Below are 15613 nucleotides of genomic sequence, written 5' to 3' on the forward strand. Positions count from 1 at the left end.
CCAGCGAAACTCGCGATCGTAAAGACGATAGGAGAAGGAATCATGTATTTGGAAAAGTTTCGCTTGGACGGTCGACGCGCTGTTGTGACCGGCGGGGGACGCGGTATCGGGCTCGAGATTTCCAAGGCGGTGGGCGAGGCGGGTGCGAGTGTCGTCATCGCCGAGCTGGATCGCGATACGGGGTGTGCCGCCGAGGATAGGCTCAAGAGCCTCGGCATTGACGCCATGGCGCGTCAGATCGACGTTACGCAACCGGACGCCGTAGCCGAGCTGGCGCGCGAGCTGAACGAAGAATGCGCGGTAGATATTCTCGTCAACAACGCGGGCATAGCGATCGTTACCGATTTCCTCGACACGCCTGACGACGTCTGGACCCGCACAATGCAAGTCAACTCCGACGCCGCCTTCTGGTGCGGCCGCGAATTCGGCCGCCACATGGCGAAGCGCGGCGCCGGCAGCATCGTGAATATCGGCTCGATGTGTGGGTACGTTGTGACCAAGCCGCACAACCCGATTCCGTACATGGCGAGCAAGGGCGCGATGCACATGACGACGAAAGCGATGGCTTGCGCGCTGGCGAAGACCGGCGTGCGCGTGAACGCGGTCGCACCGGGTTACGTCGAGACAGAGATGACACGGCCATTGCGCGACAGCAATCCGGACTGGCTCGCTTGCTGGGAAGAGATGACGCCGATGGGCCGCCTGGCCCACACGCACGAGATCGCAAGCGCGGTGCTGTTCCTCGCGAGCGATGCAGCGAGCTATTGCACTGGCACTATCCTCACGGTAGACGGCGGCTATACGTCGTGGTGAACAATAAGTATGGAGACGAAAAATGTATGACTTCAACGGGCGTGCGCTGGTGATGACCGGCGCCAACGGCGGCATTTCTCGGGCCATCGCGGTGGAGTTCCATGCTTGCGGTGCCAACATGGTGCTTACCGACCTCAACGAGCAGGCGCTGCGAGACTTCGCGCGGGAGCTCGATCCGTCGGGCGAGCGCATCGCGGTAGCGAAGGTGGACGTGACGCAATCCGCAGAGGCCGACGCCGCTGCTCGGCTTTGCAATGAGCGCTTCGGCGGCATCGATTTCCTGGTGACCTCGGCGGGCCACTTTCCGAAGAGTCCCACGCGCGACATGACGGACGAGGAGTGGCACCGCATTATCGCTATCAATCTTGACGGCACTTTCTATATTTCTCGAGCTGTTATGCCCTATCTGCGCGAGGGCAGCGCAATGGTCCATGTCGCATCGCTCGCGGGGCACGCCGGCGTCATCTGGCATTCGCATTACGGCGCGGCCAAAGGCGGCGTGCTCGCGTTTGCACGTAGCCTCGCGAAAGAACTTGCACCGCGTACGCGCGTGAACTGCGTATCACCCGGGATCATCGATACGCCGATGGTTCGCGCAATCATGGAAAGCGATGGCGATACGTGGCTCGCCAACACGCTGCTCAAGCGCATGGGCGAGCCACGCGAAGTGGCTACTGTGGTCTCTTTTCTGTGCAGCGATGGAGCGGGCTTTCTGACAGGCGAGACCATTCATATCAATGGTGGCCTCTACATCGCATCGTGATGGGGAGTGCCCGCTATAGTCAGGATTAGATCGCATGCAGACAATGAAAACAGCAGTAATCGGCTCCGGGCGTATCGGCCGCGCGTGGGCAATCGTCTTCGCGCGCAATGGCGCCACTGTGAGAATTCACGATGCCTCGCCAGAGATGCTGAGGGGAGCGCTCCCCGCCATTCGCCAGAGCGTCGAAGATCTTGCGTCATTTGGTCTCATCGAGGAACCGGTCGATGCGATCGTCGCGCGCATCACCGCATGCGGCACGCTCGAAGAAACAGTCAGGGACGCCGCGTTTGTGCAGGAGAACATCGCCGAAGTCGTCGAGGCTAAGCGTGTGCTGTTCGCAGAACTGGATCGGCTGACCCCGCCCGACGCACTACTTGCCAGCTCGACCTCGGGCTTGCCCGTATCGAAGTTTACTGAGGGTTTGCCGGGCCGCGCGCGCTGCTTCGTCGGGCATCCGGTGAATCCTCCTTCGCTCGTGCCGCTTGTGGAGTTGTGCGGCGCGCCGTGGACCTCGCCGGGGGCGCTGGAACGGGCGCTTGCGTTCTACGAACAGGTGGGGCAAAAGCCTGTGATTGTCCGGCGCGAAATCGCGGGATTCCTGCTCAACCGTCTGCAAGGCGCTGTGCTCGATGAAGCGCTGAGCCTCTACAAACAGGGCTATGCCACTGCTGCCGACCTCGACACCGTGATGCGCGACGGGCTGGCGATGCGCTGGTGCTTTATGGGCCCGTTCGAGACCATCGATCTGAACGCTCCGGGTGGCGTCGCCGATTACGCGTCGCGCTACAGGGGCACTTATCGCGATATCGCCGCGACGCGCGTGCCGTTCGACTGGCCGGCCGAGACTATGGAGGACCTCGATGCCGAGCGCCGCAGAGTGCTCTCGCTGGATCATATCGAGGAACGCAGTCGCTGGCGCGATCGCCGTCTGATGGCTCTGCTTGCGCACCGGCGCTCACTGATGGACTAAGGTCGGCCGGACTGACCAAGTGTGAGGGGGCAATTTCCGAATCGATCCTTAGCGAAGCTTTGCTCGTGGAATGGTAATCACTCACTTTTGCCGTTCGATGCGATTGGCGGAAAAGTCCTAGAACGTTCGATAGACGGAACGTACGCTTTTGGTGACAGCTGAAGCAAACCATTGCTTTGCGTCTTAAAAAGAGTAAATAGCGTGGCTAGTCGGATCCGATGGGATCCAAATTCAGGCGACACTGGTGTTTAAGTGGATTAAACAATTAGGAGATCACCATGAGGCTTCTCGATGCATCCAATCTTGGGGTTCAGAACCCATTCAAGAAACGCTATGGAAACTACATTGGGGGAAGGTGGCAAGGGTCGCTCTCCGGTCAGTATTTCGAGAACGCGACTCCGATTACCGGGGAGGTTTTCTGCGAAGTTCCGCGTTCAAACGCGAGTGACATCGAGGCGGCATTGGATGCCGCACACGCAGCAAAGGCTAGTTGGGCAAAAACATCGCCGACGGAACGTGCGTCCCTTTTGCTTAAAATTGCAGACCGCATGGAAGCAAATCTCAGACTACTGGCAGTAGCGGAGACTATTGAAAAGGGTAAGCCTTTGCGCGAGTCGATGTCCGGCGACATCCCTATGGCTATCGACCACTTCCGTTACTTTGCCTCGTGCATCCGCACGGAAGAGGGGACGATCTCGGAGATCGATAACTCGACGTACGCGTACCACTACAAAGAGCCGCTCGGGGTAGTCGGCCAAATCATTCCTTGGAATTTTCCGCTGTTGATGGCGGCTTGGAAGCTCGCGCCCGCATTGGCCACGGGTAACTGTATCGTCCTGAAGCCGGCGGAGCAGACGCCAGCTTCGATTCTGGTGCTAGTAGAGCTGATCCAGGATCTCTTGCCGCCTGGGGTTCTGAATGTCGTGAACGGATTCGGACTGGAAGCAGGTAAGCCGCTCGCGAGTAGTCCCCGTATCGCCAAGATTGCATTTACGGGAGAGACAACGACGGGGCAACTCATCATGGGCTATGCAGCGGAGAATCTGATTCCTGTGACTTTGGAGCTAGGCGGAAAGTCACCCAGTATCTATTTTGATGACATAGCGGCAAAAGACGATGCTCTTTTTGAGAAAGCAGTCGAGAGCTTTGCGATGTTTACACTCAATCAAGGTGAGGCGTGTACATGTCCGTCGCGGTACCTGGTGCAAGAGTCGATCTACGAGCGCTTTATCGAACGTGCAATCAAGCGTGTGAAGGGTATCAAGGTTGGTAACCCGCTTGATATAGGCACTATGATTGGCGCCCAAGCATCGAAGGAACAGTTTGATAAGATCATGTCCTACATCAAACTCGGCTTTGAGGAGGGGGCAACGTGTCTCAGTGGCGGTCGCACTTCTGACCTGCCGGGCGACCTGAAAGGGGGCTGGTACATCGAGCCGACGATGTTCCGCGGCGAAAACAATATGCGCATCTTCCAAGAGGAGATTTTTGGTCCGGTGGCAGGGGTAACAACTTTCAAGACCGAGGAAGAGGCGTTGCATATCGCTAACGACACGCAATACGGCCTCGCTGCAGCTGTCTGGACGCGAGATATTTCGGTTGCTCACCGTATGAGCAAGGGCATCCAGGCTGGACGCGTATGGAACAACTGCTACCATCTTTATCCTGCTCACTCAGCGTTCGGCGGCTACAAGAGATCGGGCATTGGACGAGAGAATCACAAGATGATGTTGAATCACTACCAAAACATCAAGAATGTGATTGTCAGCCACGATCCAAATCCCACCGGCCTCTATTGAGATAGGAAGGGAAGGACGAGGCCTGAATCTCGTATGGCGTTTGGTTTTGGCCTTAGTGACGATACCTAATGAATGGGTCGGGGCTGTGAAAAAAGAGCTAGGCAGGACCCATTAAATCGGTGATATACGCCTTCTGGGAGGCGAAGGCTGCTGGCCGCAGTTCTTGAGCTTCGCTCGCCCAAGCCGTGCACCGATCCTGCCAGTTGAATACGCAGGAACGTCAGCATCTCATAGGTATAGCCGCTGCATGGCGTTGATGTCCCGTGGTCACGCGCGCTATCGAATACAGAGGAGTGCCGATCAAAGTGGGCGCAATGTTGAACATGATCGAGCTGGAGACGTTTGCCGCGGTGGTCGAGTACCGCAGTTTCACGCAAGCGGCGGCTGCACTGAACGTTTCTTCTGCAGCAGTGACACGCCGGATCAAACGGCTCGAACAGTCGATCGGGGCACTGCTCCTGATACGCGAACCGAATGTGATGCCTACAAAAGCGGGAGAACAGGTTTTTCATCATTTCATGACTGTCCGGCTTCAGGAGGATGACCTGTTTAGGCGTGTCACGCCAGGGCGAGCCGCGACTACAGCCCTTGCGCTTGCCGTCAATGCCGATTCCCTTGCCACCTGGTTCGAGCCGGTAACGCGTGAGCTGGCGCAACACCATGTGGCCCTCGAGATCGTCGTGGATGATCAGGACCATACGCTCGAGGCGCTTGCACGCGGCGACGTCAAAGGCTTCCTATCCACTCAACGGAAGCCGGTTGTCGAGTGTTTCATGGCCGAGCCGGTCGGGCAGATGCGCTATCAGTGTGTCGCCACACCCGTATTCGCCCGAGAACATTTCGCCGGTGGCCTGACGTTGCCCAGCGTACTAGAGGCGGCCGCCATCCTGTTCGACCGAAAGGACGCCCTGCACGATCTGTTTTTTGAGTTGCATTTCGGGGTGACGGTCGCCAGATATCCCAGGCACTATTTTCCTTCGCCGGCGGCGTTGCTCAATGCGATCTTGGACGACCTCGGTTACGGACTCGTACCCGCAATGCAGGCCGAGCCGCTGATCGGGAGCAGCCGACTGATTGCGCTCGCTCCTCAGCATGATTTGATGATCGATTTGTACTGGCATCACTGGGAGCAGGAGCCCGAGCCGCTCGCGACGATTAGCGCATTGGTCATTGATGCGGCGCGGCGATGCTTGGTTCAGCCAGTCCCAAAGGAGAAGGCCAGCAGTTGACGGGGCCTTGCGACTCGCCCAGTTGATCTTGTCGCTTCCAGTCGAGACGAGCAGACGACCGAACGGTCGCCGGCTTAAGTAATCAACTGCGCAAGATCGGGCCATCGAGTGCGCCGACTGCCTGCGCCAGAGCGTCGGCAATCGTATCTACCTGGTCCATCCCGAAGCTCGTGGCGACACGGATATGCGGTCTCGGTGTGACCTGGAACCGTGAACCTGGCTGTACGGCAATCCCGCGTGCAGCGAGCGTTACCAAAGCGTATTGCTGGTCGGATACAGGAAGCCAGATGCACAACGCATCTTGCCCCGACACGGTTATCCCTCGCTCCGCGAGTGCATCAGTCAGAACGCCACGCCTCTTTGCATACGTTTCGCGAGCAGTGGCGACCTCACGCAGTGACTCGGGATCCGTGAGAAGTGTTGCCGCAATGCATTGCAGAATCCGGCTGGTCCAGCCTTCGCGGAAGTTCCGATATGCCTGAACCTGGTCCGCGAATTTTTCGGTGCTTGAGAACACTGCAAGCCTGAAGTCGGTTCCCAGGGACTTTGAGAAAGTACGAATATGTACAGTCCGCTCAGGAAATGCGGAACCCAGGGTCAGCGGGGGCGCACTGGCCAAGCCCGCGAGGCCATCAAGCTCGATGATCAGTGTTGACTTGCCGGTAAGCACTTTGCGCAACTGGTTCAGCCGGCTCGGGCTGACTCGCTTCCCGGTCAACGAGTGCGATCCAGGCTGATAGACGAAAGCCACAGGACGCTGTTGCAACGCGGCAGCCAGCGATTCAGGAAGCGGGCCTTGTGAATCACAATCCACTCCGATGACCCGTGCACCGAGTTTTTCAAGGATATCGAACGCACGCAAGGTGGTCGGGTCTTCGATTGCTACCGTGGCACCGGGTACGATGACCATTTGCAGCGCCGCATGCAGTCCATCGTACCCCCCATTGATCGCTGTAAAGGTGCAGTCCTTGTACGGCCAATCGCCGGCAATGGCGGCTTTCAACTCGAGCGAAATCGGCTCGCGGACGTAACTGTGGAGGTTGTGGGCCAAATGCGCTTTAGCCAATGCATGTTGGAGATCAGGCAGCAATTCCGGATCGGGTGATGCAAAACGCAGATCAGCCTGGATGTTCTCGCCGTAGTTCGCGAAGTCTTCATAGCGCGCCGGTCTGAGGGACGTCTGGTCACCGCGTACCCACGTACCGGTACGACCCCCGCCGCTCACCATGCGCACCGCGCGAAGCTGTTTCCACGCGCCGGAAATGGTAGCCGGGCTCACGCCAAACGCCTCGGCAAGGTCGCGCACCGGCGGTAACTGAGTGCCGACCGGGATTGCGCCACTGCGGATCAGTTCCGCAACCTCTAACGCGATGCCGCGCATCGTCCTCGCGCTGACTTGCTCAACAAATGACTGGACGTCCATTCGCTTCTCTTATGTTCAATAACATAGTGCGAAGTGTACAGCTTCGAGCGGCGCAAGCCGACGGCCGGGACGACTACGCCTTTCGTTCAGGCGTTGCTCTGACGCAACTGATGTGCGAGGAGCTGCCGCAACGTTGGGGACCCACCCGCGCGGGCGGCCATCCGCGATTCGACAGGACCGCTCAGGACTTCCCCTAGATTTTAGTTCAATAACAAAATACACATTGTACATTTTTTTTGGCGAACATAAGCTGCCGTCAACGTAGCTGAGCGGCGCAGTTCCACAAGGGTGCACCGTATCGATGCGGAAGTTCATCCACCGATTGTGGGGTATTAAGCAAATAATTAGGAATACTAAATGATAAAGGGATTGTCGCGATGAAAAAGCAGGTTGCAATGATGCTTGCATTTGGCGGATTGACTTCGACGGTCGGCGTTGCCCACGCACAGAGCACGGTGACCTTATACGGATTGATCGACGATGGCATCACGTATGTGTCCAACGAGAGCGGACACAAAAACATCAAGATGGATAGCGGGATTGCACACGGTAACCGTTGGGGCTTCAAAGGCCGGGAGGATCTCGGTGGCGGCACTGCAGCCATCTTTGCCCTGGAAGGCGGCTTCAACGTCAATACCGGAAAGGCAGCGAACGGCGGGGCCGTATTCGGCCGTCAATCGTGGGTGGGCCTCGACAACCAGACGTGGGGCACCCTGCAGATGGGTGACCAGTACGACATTATTTCGGACTATGTCTGCGACTACAACGTGAGCTTCATTGCAAGCGGATACGGCATTCATCAGGGTGACATCGACCGGATGAGTTGTACACGGTTGCCCAATGCCGTGAAGTACACAACGCCCAAGTTTGCTGGGTTCAGGGCTGGTGTGATGTATTCGTTCAGCAACGTTGCGGGCAGTTTCCACACAGGCAGTGCGTGGGAGGTGGGTGGTAATTACACCAATGGTCCCGTCCGTCTGGGTGTCGCGTACGCCTCCTTGCCCGGATATGCTATCGATCCTTATAACCGCCTTGGTACGCCAGTCTTCTTTGGTCAAACGGTGGCGACAGTGTCGAACAACGTGGAGACGGACCTCGTTTCGAACTTTGTGCTCGATACGTACAAGATTTTCGCGATCGGTGGCAGTTACCAGATCGGCAAGCTGACCATGATGGCCAACTTCACCAATACCGAACTTGGCCACAAGAATATGACGTCGTATATGCATGTCTATGAAGGCGGGGCGACGTATCAACTGACTCCGGCGTGGTTGGTGGCCGCAGGCTATCAGCACGATACCCTCCAAGGACATACGTGGAATCAGGTCTCGGCAGGCGTTCAGTACTCGTTGTCCAAACGTACCACAGTGTATCTATCGGGCGATTTCGTGAAGGCTTCGTCAGGGGTTAATCCAGAACTGGGCTGGTACACAACGCCGTCGCTGGCTAGCACGCAGGGCGACGTACGCGTCGGCATCACCCATAAGTTCTGACGGGGGCTGCCACACCTGGCCAGTGCGCTTTTAAGTCATACCCGGCAAGGGCGAACAGTTATCGCGGCACCGGGCGAGAGAGACACCTCGACGCGGTGAAAAGCGTCGAGCGACCTTCGACCCGCCGAAAGCTTCGGTGGGGATAACGAAGCACATTGGTTAACACATGTAGGAGTCTGTATGCGCTGGATCAAAGGTATGGCAGTAGTCGGGGCTGCTGTGTTGTTGACTGCTCAAAGCTGGGCGGCGGCGGCAGCCTCGGTTGAGGCGCCCGCATCGATTAAGGCGAAGAAGATCTTGACCTTCTGTTCGGATCTTGAGAACCCACCAGCAGAGGGTATCGCAGATGATGGTGTGACACCGAAGGGTGCGGCCGTCGACATGATGAATGATATTGCGACATCGATGGGGGTCGCGGCGAAGATAGACAACTATCAGTTCTCCGGTCTTTTTGCTGCACTCGACACCGGAAAGTGCGATCTGGCAGTTGCCAGTCTCGGCAAAACGCCAGAGCGCGCGCAACGGTATGAGCTGGTTGACTACTGGAGGTTTGGGTCCGGCCTACTGGTTCCGACTGGGAATCCAAAACATTTGACCCGATTCGAAGACCTCTCGGGGAAACGCGTTGCTGTACTGCTTGGCAGCAATAATTCGAAGGCACTGCACAAGATCAGCGACGATTTGAAAGTAAGTGGAAGACCTCCGATCGACATTGTCGAATTGGGAACAAATGCCGTCGCCTTCCAGGATTTGAGCCTTGGACGGGTCGACGCTCTGGTGAGCGATACGGTGGTTATGAATTATTACATGTCGCGCTCTCGCGGGCGGTTTTCGATTGGTGGAGTGCCGGTGCCGCCGAAAACGATGTCCATTGCGATCCCGAAGGGAAATGTCGATCTGAAAAATGCGGTGCAGGCCGCGATTGACAAGATGAACGCCAGTGGCGGGATGACGCAGTTGATCAAGCGCTGGGGGATCGAAAACGGCGTCGTTGCATGTAATTCGGCCCATCCCTGCCCCTAAGTGAAACTAGAATGGAGACCGGGGAGTAGGCAAATCATTGTGTCGGCCCTTTTTAGGTAGGTGGCCATCCCGAGGATAAAGCCCACATGAGTGGCGCTCTCTGATCTCCCACATTTCTTTCCTCCCATCCGATGGTCAGCAACTGCTTCACGCGGTATGCCTGGCTTCGCTGTCACGAAGGCTGGACGCTCGGTGGTCAGGCGTGAAGCAGCCTTCGACGACGCTCCAGTCACGACTTGCGCTGTGCGGCGCTTGGTATCTGACCCCGTAGATTGACGAGTCGCATCGTGAAGCAACCATTGGCAGCCTTCCGACCAAGGGCGCCCCGACGAAATCAGTTCTCAAACCTGCCAGCGAACGGGTGCCCTGCGGAAGATTGGTTGCGCTGTTAGTTCAATAACAAAAAACATATTGTACATTTCGCGAATTGAACATAAGCTACATCCATCGTGAACAGACGGCCAGTGATCCCCGGTGCCAGGCTTTGCAGCCTCGCTGGTGAACAACCTGGAAGAGAAGCCTGGAAGTGCCTTGCCCTGCATTCACCCGATGCATGGACTGAGCGTCATACGTCCAGATTCACCCAGTGGTGCGCGGCAACCGCGCCTCGTGTCTGGAGAAACGCGGTTAATGCAACGTAGCGAACCTTGTCGTGAGAAGACACGGAGATAAGATGCTTAAGATCGGAGTAGACATCGGCGGGACGTTCACCGACTTCGCCGCATGGCGCGAAGGAGGAGAGCAGAAAGTTGAGACGTTGAAAGTCCCCTCGACGCCGCCTCACTTTGCAGAGGGCTTCAAGACTGGCTGCGAGGAAATGCTCAAACGCATGAAACCTCGCGCTGAGGAGCAGATCGTTGTTGTGCACGGTACTACCGTCGCTACCAACACCGTCATTGAGCGAAACGGACCGGCGATTGCGCTGTTTACGACGGAGGGTTTTCGCGACATTCTCGAACTGCAGCGCCTGCGCCTGCGTCGCGCGATCGATCTTCTCGGGGATCGCGTGCAGCCTCTCGTGCCACGCGAGCTGGTTTTTGAAATTCCGGAGCGCATGACCTCAGCAGGTCGTGTGCGCAAGGAAATCGACCTGGACGCCGTTAAACGAGCTGCATTGCAAGCCAAAGAGGCTGGGGTCGAGGGCATTGCCGTCGCTTTTCTTCACAGCTTCCGTAACCCGTCGCATGAGCATGCCGCCCGCGACGCAATCATTGCGGCGACAGGTATCCAGAACATATCGGTTTCCAGCGACATCTGGCCAAAGATTGGTGAATACGAGCGCGCCATCGTTGCAGTGCTGAATACCTACGTCAAGCCTCGGATGACCGCTTACATCGCGGAAATTGAACGTTGGCTTGGCGAGCGTTTGCCCGACTCGAAGCTTTTCATCATGCAGTCGAATGGTGGCGCGCTGGCTGCCGCAGAGGCTCGGGCGCTGCCCGTGCATACCCTGCTCTCGGGCCCGGCCTCCGGCGTGTCCGCGGCGCAGTACCTTGGTGTCTCTCTTGATGAGCGGTGCATGCTCACCATGGACATGGGCGGAACCAGCACAGATATCTCGCTTATTCAGGACGGGGAACCGTCGATTACTGGCGAAGCAGAAGTCGGTGATTTCCCGTTGATGATGCCGGTTACCGGTATCGAAGCAATTGGAGCGGGTGGTGGTTCAATCTGCTGGGTGGATGGAGGTGTGTTGCGCGTTGGTCCGCGCAGTTCCGGAGCGCGGCCGGGTCCTGCCTGCTTCGGACATGGTGGGATGCAGCCCACGGTGACCGACGCATACCTGCTTTGTGGCCTGATCCATCCGGACCACTTCCTCGGCGGGCGGATGACTCTGGACTTGGCAGCGGCGCAAACAGCGATGCGGCCGATAGCGGAAGCGCTCGGTATGAACGTGGTGATGGCAGCTGAGGCATGCCTCACGGTTGCTACGTCGAACATGGTCGCAAGTGTCCTGCCTTACCTTGCGCGCTATGGTCTCGACCCGGCCGACGTCACGCTGGTTGTTTATGGTGGTGCCGGCTCGCTCCACGGGCCGCTGCTGGCGGCGGAGCTTGGCATCGGTCGCGTACTCGTCCCTGGCATGCCATCGGTCTTCTGCGCGTTTGGCGGACTGGTAGCAGGGCTGACGCACGACAACGTGAAAAGCATGCAGGGCATTGCTGTCGATGCCGAAACAACGCGAGCGGAATTCGCTTCGCTCGAGACCAGTGCACATCAATGGTTGACGGGCCAGAACGTTGGCGCGGGCCTTCAGGAAACCATTCTCGAATATCGTGCGGACGCCCGATATTGCGGGCAGTCGTTCCAGTTGACGGTGAATGTGCCGGCTGACGCGGCGAAGACGGGCAATGTCGCAGCAATGGAGCAGGAGTTCCATCGTCAGCACGAGCGACTTTACGCGCACTCCGACCCATCGGCGGCTGTGGAATTTACCGAGTTCCGCGTGCGCATCAGGGGGATGCTGCCCATCCCGACGCCTGAAGTGGTTTCGTCTCGCCAGGATCGCGCGGCTGACGCGCTTGTTGGGCTGAGGGATATCCAGATTGCGGGACGGTCGGCGGGGGCGTGCAAAGTCTACGCTCGGGAACGTCTGTGTGCCGGAGACTCGCTGCAAGGGACAGCGATCATTGAGCAGAACGACACGACAATTTTTGTGCCGCCCGGCTATCTGGCGACTGTCGATTCACACAGCAATATCCTGTTGACGAGGGAGTCTTGAGATGGATGCGGTCCGGACAGCAGTAATGAATAACCGTTTCACCGCGATCGTCGAGGAAGCGTCAGCGGTCATGTATCGCACAGCTCACACGACGTTCGTCAAGCTGGTGCAGGACTATCAGTGCGCAGTCGCCACGCCTGAGGGAGAAATCTTTGCGTACCCGAGTCAATCAGGTGTGAGTTCGTTCATCGGCGTTCCTCTTCAGAAGACGATCGAGCAGTTGCACGAGCTCGGCATTGACGAGGGCGACTGCTTCCTCACGAACGATCCATTCTCGACCGATGGTCTCGTCACTCACATGATGGACGTTACGATGGTCCGCCCGATCTTCGTCGAACGACAACTGATCGCGTTCTCATGGGGCTTTGTTCACGCATCAGATATCGGGGGCGCAGTACCCGGAAGCATTTCGCCTGCATTCACCGAAGTTTTCCAGGAGGGTATCCGCATCCGCCCCGTCAAGCTTTACAAGAAGGGTGAGATAAACGAGGACGTTCGTCGTCTCTTGCTCGATAACAGCCGGATTCCGGACGATCTCTGGGGCGACATGAAAGCCATGCTGTCGGCTTTACAGAGCATGGACCGACGGTTTCACCAGTTGTGCGAGGCGTATGGACGAAGCGTGGTCGAGCAGGGTATGCGTGACGTCCTCTCGTTTGCGGAAATGAAAGCGCGAGCAGTGATTGCGAAGATTCCTGACGGTATCTATGAGTTCGGTGACTACCTGGAGGGGATTGAGCCGGGGCAGCATACCTATATCCGTTGCGCAATGCGCGTCCATGGGAACGGCGTCACGTTCGACTTCAATGGTACAGACCCACAGATCCCAGCGGCGTACAACTTCGTTAGTGGCGATCGTACGCATCCATACACCGTCCAGGCATTCCTTTACTACCTGCTCACCGTAGAACCGGATGCGCCCCGGAACGCCGGCTTGCTGCGCGCAATCACGATGCATGCGCCGCGAGGCACCGTCATCAATGCAGAGTTTCCTGCCGCAGGTGGCTCGCGGGTCGCGGCGAGCACGCGCGTTTATGACACGTTGCTTGGCTGTCTGCAGCAGGCTGTGAAGGGTGGGCTGACGGCTTCGGGTCCGGGCATGTCGGCGGTGATCGTGCTGAGCGCACGAGACCCGCGCAGCGGAAAGCGACGGGTCAGTGTCATCAACCCGCTGTGTGGCGGTGGCGGGGGGCGCGCTGGAAGCGATGGCACTGATGCAATCGACTCGCGTTCCGGATATCTGAAAAGCGTTCCGACTGAGGTCATTGAAGTTGAGACGGTGTTGTTTGTTCACGCAACGCGTCTTCTCGAAGACAGCTATTCGCCCGGCCGCTGGCGCAGCGGTGCTGCACTCCTGATGGAGATGGAGAACACAGATGCCGAAGCGACCATGACGATTCGCGGCATGAATCGATTTTCTTTTCGCCCTTGGGGCGTGCACGGTGGGCACCCTGGCCGGATGGCCGAGGTTGTATTGAATCCAGGCAAGGATGATGAGGAGGTACTTGAGCGCGTAACAGTACTCAAGCTCAAACGCGGCGATGTCCTGCGCCTCATTACACCGTCCGGCGGTGGGTTTGGCGATCCCCTTGACCGGGATCCTGACGCGATACGGAACGACATGCAGCGCGGCATGCTGTCCGCCGAGGCAGCCTTTAAGGACTATGGGGTCGTTTTTGAGTCGGACGGTTCGATCAACTACGGCGCTACGGAAGTCGCGCGGGCAGAGCGTCGCTCGACAAACGCTCCAGCAGCCTTCGATATGGGACCGGAGCGCAAGGTGTACGACGCAATCTGGCCTGACGCAGTGCGCGCCCGTTTTGCCACGGCCGCGCTGCAAGGACCAAAAGCGCATCGCCAGCTTCTGGTTGATGCCGTGCGCAAGCGTTTGACGGCGGCTGGCGAAACGGTTACGGACGAGGCGTTGCAGCGCGCCATTACGGAGGAGACGGCTCGGCTATCGGGCGATAGCGTCCTGCATTGACGGTCTTGCTGGCGGGCTTTGTATGTAGTGAAGAAAGCAAAGGGCGGTCCGCGTGTGAGAGACGGTCATAGCGTGGTATTCCGGCGCCGATCAGTTCATGTCGATCGTGATCCTGCTTCTGACAGAGACAAATCCGGGATAGTTGGCGCACTTCGAACTGACGGCACGCTCTCGGACATGACGTAAGCGGGGTCAAGGAGAGAGGTAAGCAATTGTGTTAACCAATATTCATGTCGTATTCGATCCAAGCTTCTTCCTGAAGTTTGTGTTTTCGCCCAGTCCCGCGTTGCTCAAAGGACTGGTGGCAACGGTTGTAGCAGCAGCGATCGCGCAGTTTCTCGGCACAGTGATTGGCTTCGTCCTGGCCATCGCCGGCATGGCTCCCAGTCGAATTTTCAGAGGGGGCAACCAAGTTTATATCTGGTTTTTCCGAGGCACGCCTGTTCTCGTTCAGCTGGTCCTGATTTATTTCGGCCTTCCTTATCTTGTTGGATTCGATCTTTTTCCGGCTGTGATGCATATCGGTCCGTTCGAGATCAGCGGTGCATTGATCGCGGGCATTCTCGCGTTCGGGATGCACGAGGGTGCATACATGAGCGAGATCACGCGGGCCAGCATTACGGCCATTCCTCGAGGGCAGTGGGAAGCTGCGCAGGCGATTGGGATGACTCCGGGTATGACAATGCATCGGATCATCATGCCGCAGGCGTTGCCACTGCTGGTTCCGGCGTTGGGAAATCAGTTCAACAACATGCTGAAGACGACCTCGTTACTTAGCGTGATCGGTGTCGCTGAAATGTTCCGCGTTGCTGAGCAGTTGCAAGCAGCTACCTTCATGACGTTTGAAGTCTACTTGGGCGTCTCGGTGTACTACCTTGCGCTCACTGGCTTGTGGACCCTGGTCCAGCATTTCATTGAAAAGCGGCTGTCGAGGCATCTCCGATCCAGGCGTAGACCTGAAACACGCGTTGGGAAGAATCCCCACCCGGAGACAGCAAGCTGAATTTGCCGGTAGCCAGATGCCAATAACTGGCGGAACGATGATGTACAGCAGTATGAACTGACATCTGCCCTTACTTTTTCATTCACGACGAACCTGGCCGCGCAGCCCGAAATTCCTGGCCGCCAGAAGTAAATTGATTTTTAACTGGTAATTCGTACTACTAATGAAGTGGTGTTAAACCGGATTACCTCAGTCACCACTGGAGAAACCTGATGTCCCAGAAGCAAAAAACGTTGAAAGAATTCGTGGCCGAGCTCAAGGCATTGACCGATGGCATGATGACCGTAGAGCCCAAAGAGATTGCCGATTTGCGCCTTGGCGAGATGGAAATCCCTGCCGGCAGCTACGGTCAATACTTTGGAACGTGGGACATCGCACACGGCATGCTGCG

11 protein-coding genes are annotated in these 15613 nt (G+C 57.5%); 10 read left to right on the top strand and 1 reads right to left on the bottom strand.

Annotated features, from left to right (window positions below; all coding sequences use genetic code 11):
- Positions 1–42 precede the first annotated feature (42 nt).
- The 5 genes from B0G57_RS22425 to B0G57_RS22445 all read left to right on the top strand — a co-directional run bounded on the left by B0G57_RS22425 (position 43) and on the right by B0G57_RS22445 (position 5574).
- The gene (locus B0G57_RS22425; RefSeq protein ID WP_018439699.1) at positions 43–813 is read left to right on the top strand and encodes an SDR family NAD(P)-dependent oxidoreductase; all 771 of its coding nucleotides are present in this window, start codon (positions 43–45) and stop codon (positions 811–813) included.
- A gap of 22 nt (positions 814–835) precedes the next feature.
- The gene (locus B0G57_RS22430; RefSeq protein ID WP_018439698.1) at positions 836–1576 is read left to right on the top strand and encodes an SDR family NAD(P)-dependent oxidoreductase; all 741 of its coding nucleotides are present in this window, start codon (positions 836–838) and stop codon (positions 1574–1576) included.
- 34 nt (positions 1577–1610) lie between these two features.
- Positions 1611–2546 (top strand): 3-hydroxyacyl-CoA dehydrogenase, encoded by a 936-nt coding sequence (locus tag B0G57_RS22435; protein WP_026229495.1) that lies wholly within the window; start codon positions 1611–1613, stop codon positions 2544–2546.
- Positions 2547–2824: 278 nt separating this feature from the next.
- Positions 2825–4345 (top strand): aldehyde dehydrogenase family protein, encoded by a 1521-nt coding sequence (locus B0G57_RS22440; protein WP_018439696.1) that lies wholly within the window; start codon positions 2825–2827, stop codon positions 4343–4345.
- A gap of 314 nt (positions 4346–4659) precedes the next feature.
- Complete coding sequence (locus B0G57_RS22445; protein WP_018439695.1) at positions 4660–5574, top strand: HTH-type transcriptional regulator ArgP; 915 nt, start codon at positions 4660–4662, stop codon at positions 5572–5574.
- An 82-nt stretch (positions 5575–5656) separates the two neighbouring features.
- On the opposite strand, the gene B0G57_RS22450 is transcribed toward B0G57_RS22445, so the two are convergent.
- On the bottom strand, positions 5657–6997 hold the full coding sequence (locus B0G57_RS22450; protein ID WP_018439694.1) for an aminotransferase-like domain-containing protein: 1341 nt from the start codon (positions 6995–6997) through the stop codon (positions 5657–5659).
- 377 nt (positions 6998–7374) lie between these two features.
- Between B0G57_RS22450 and B0G57_RS22455 the strand changes: the two genes are divergently transcribed.
- The 5 genes from B0G57_RS22455 to B0G57_RS22475 all read left to right on the top strand — a co-directional run bounded on the left by B0G57_RS22455 (position 7375) and on the right by B0G57_RS22475 (position 15222).
- The gene (locus B0G57_RS22455; RefSeq protein ID WP_018439693.1) at positions 7375–8490 is read left to right on the top strand and encodes a porin; all 1116 of its coding nucleotides are present in this window, start codon (positions 7375–7377) and stop codon (positions 8488–8490) included.
- A 180-nt stretch (positions 8491–8670) separates the two neighbouring features.
- A complete protein-coding gene (locus tag B0G57_RS22460; RefSeq protein WP_018439692.1) occupies positions 8671–9513 on the top strand; it encodes an ABC transporter substrate-binding protein in 843 nt (280 codons plus the stop codon).
- A gap of 673 nt (positions 9514–10186) precedes the next feature.
- Positions 10187–12235: a hydantoinase/oxoprolinase family protein gene (locus B0G57_RS22465; protein ID WP_018439691.1), complete on the top strand. Its 2049-nt coding sequence runs from the start codon at positions 10187–10189 to the stop codon at positions 12233–12235.
- Between the two features lies 1 nt (position 12236).
- Positions 12237–14219 (top strand): hydantoinase B/oxoprolinase family protein, encoded by a 1983-nt coding sequence (locus B0G57_RS22470; protein WP_026229493.1) that lies wholly within the window; start codon positions 12237–12239, stop codon positions 14217–14219.
- Positions 14220–14433: 214 nt separating this feature from the next.
- Complete coding sequence (locus tag B0G57_RS22475) at positions 14434–15222, top strand: amino acid ABC transporter permease (RefSeq protein WP_020566080.1); 789 nt, start codon at positions 14434–14436, stop codon at positions 15220–15222.
- Positions 15223–15613 lie beyond the last annotated feature (391 nt).

It is taken from the genome of Trinickia symbiotica (assembly GCF_002934455.1).
Lineage (GTDB): Bacteria > Pseudomonadota > Gammaproteobacteria > Burkholderiales > Burkholderiaceae > Trinickia > Trinickia symbiotica.

Bases quoted from the DNA above. Each gene is read 5' to 3' on its own strand.
- B0G57_RS22460 (WP_018439692.1), top strand. From the start codon at position 8,671: ATGCGCTGGATCAAAGGTATGGCAGTAGTCGGGGCTGCTGTGTTGTTG.
- B0G57_RS22425 (WP_018439699.1), top strand. From the start codon at position 43: ATGTATTTGGAAAAGTTTCGCTTGGACGGTCGACGCGCTGTTGTGACC.
- B0G57_RS22430 (WP_018439698.1), top strand. From the start codon at position 836: ATGTATGACTTCAACGGGCGTGCGCTGGTGATGACCGGCGCCAACGGC.
- B0G57_RS22440 (WP_018439696.1), top strand. From the start codon at position 2,825: ATGAGGCTTCTCGATGCATCCAATCTTGGGGTTCAGAACCCATTCAAG.
- B0G57_RS22455 (WP_018439693.1), top strand. From the start codon at position 7,375: ATGAAAAAGCAGGTTGCAATGATGCTTGCATTTGGCGGATTGACTTCG.
- B0G57_RS22470 (WP_026229493.1), top strand. From the start codon at position 12,237: ATGGATGCGGTCCGGACAGCAGTAATGAATAACCGTTTCACCGCGATC.
- B0G57_RS22450 (WP_018439694.1), bottom strand. From the start codon at position 6,997: ATGGACGTCCAGTCATTTGTTGAGCAAGTCAGCGCGAGGACGATGCGC.
- B0G57_RS22435 (WP_026229495.1), top strand. From the start codon at position 1,611: ATGCAGACAATGAAAACAGCAGTAATCGGCTCCGGGCGTATCGGCCGC.
- B0G57_RS22445 (WP_018439695.1), top strand. From the start codon at position 4,660: ATGTTGAACATGATCGAGCTGGAGACGTTTGCCGCGGTGGTCGAGTAC.
- B0G57_RS22465 (WP_018439691.1), top strand. From the start codon at position 10,187: ATGCTTAAGATCGGAGTAGACATCGGCGGGACGTTCACCGACTTCGCC.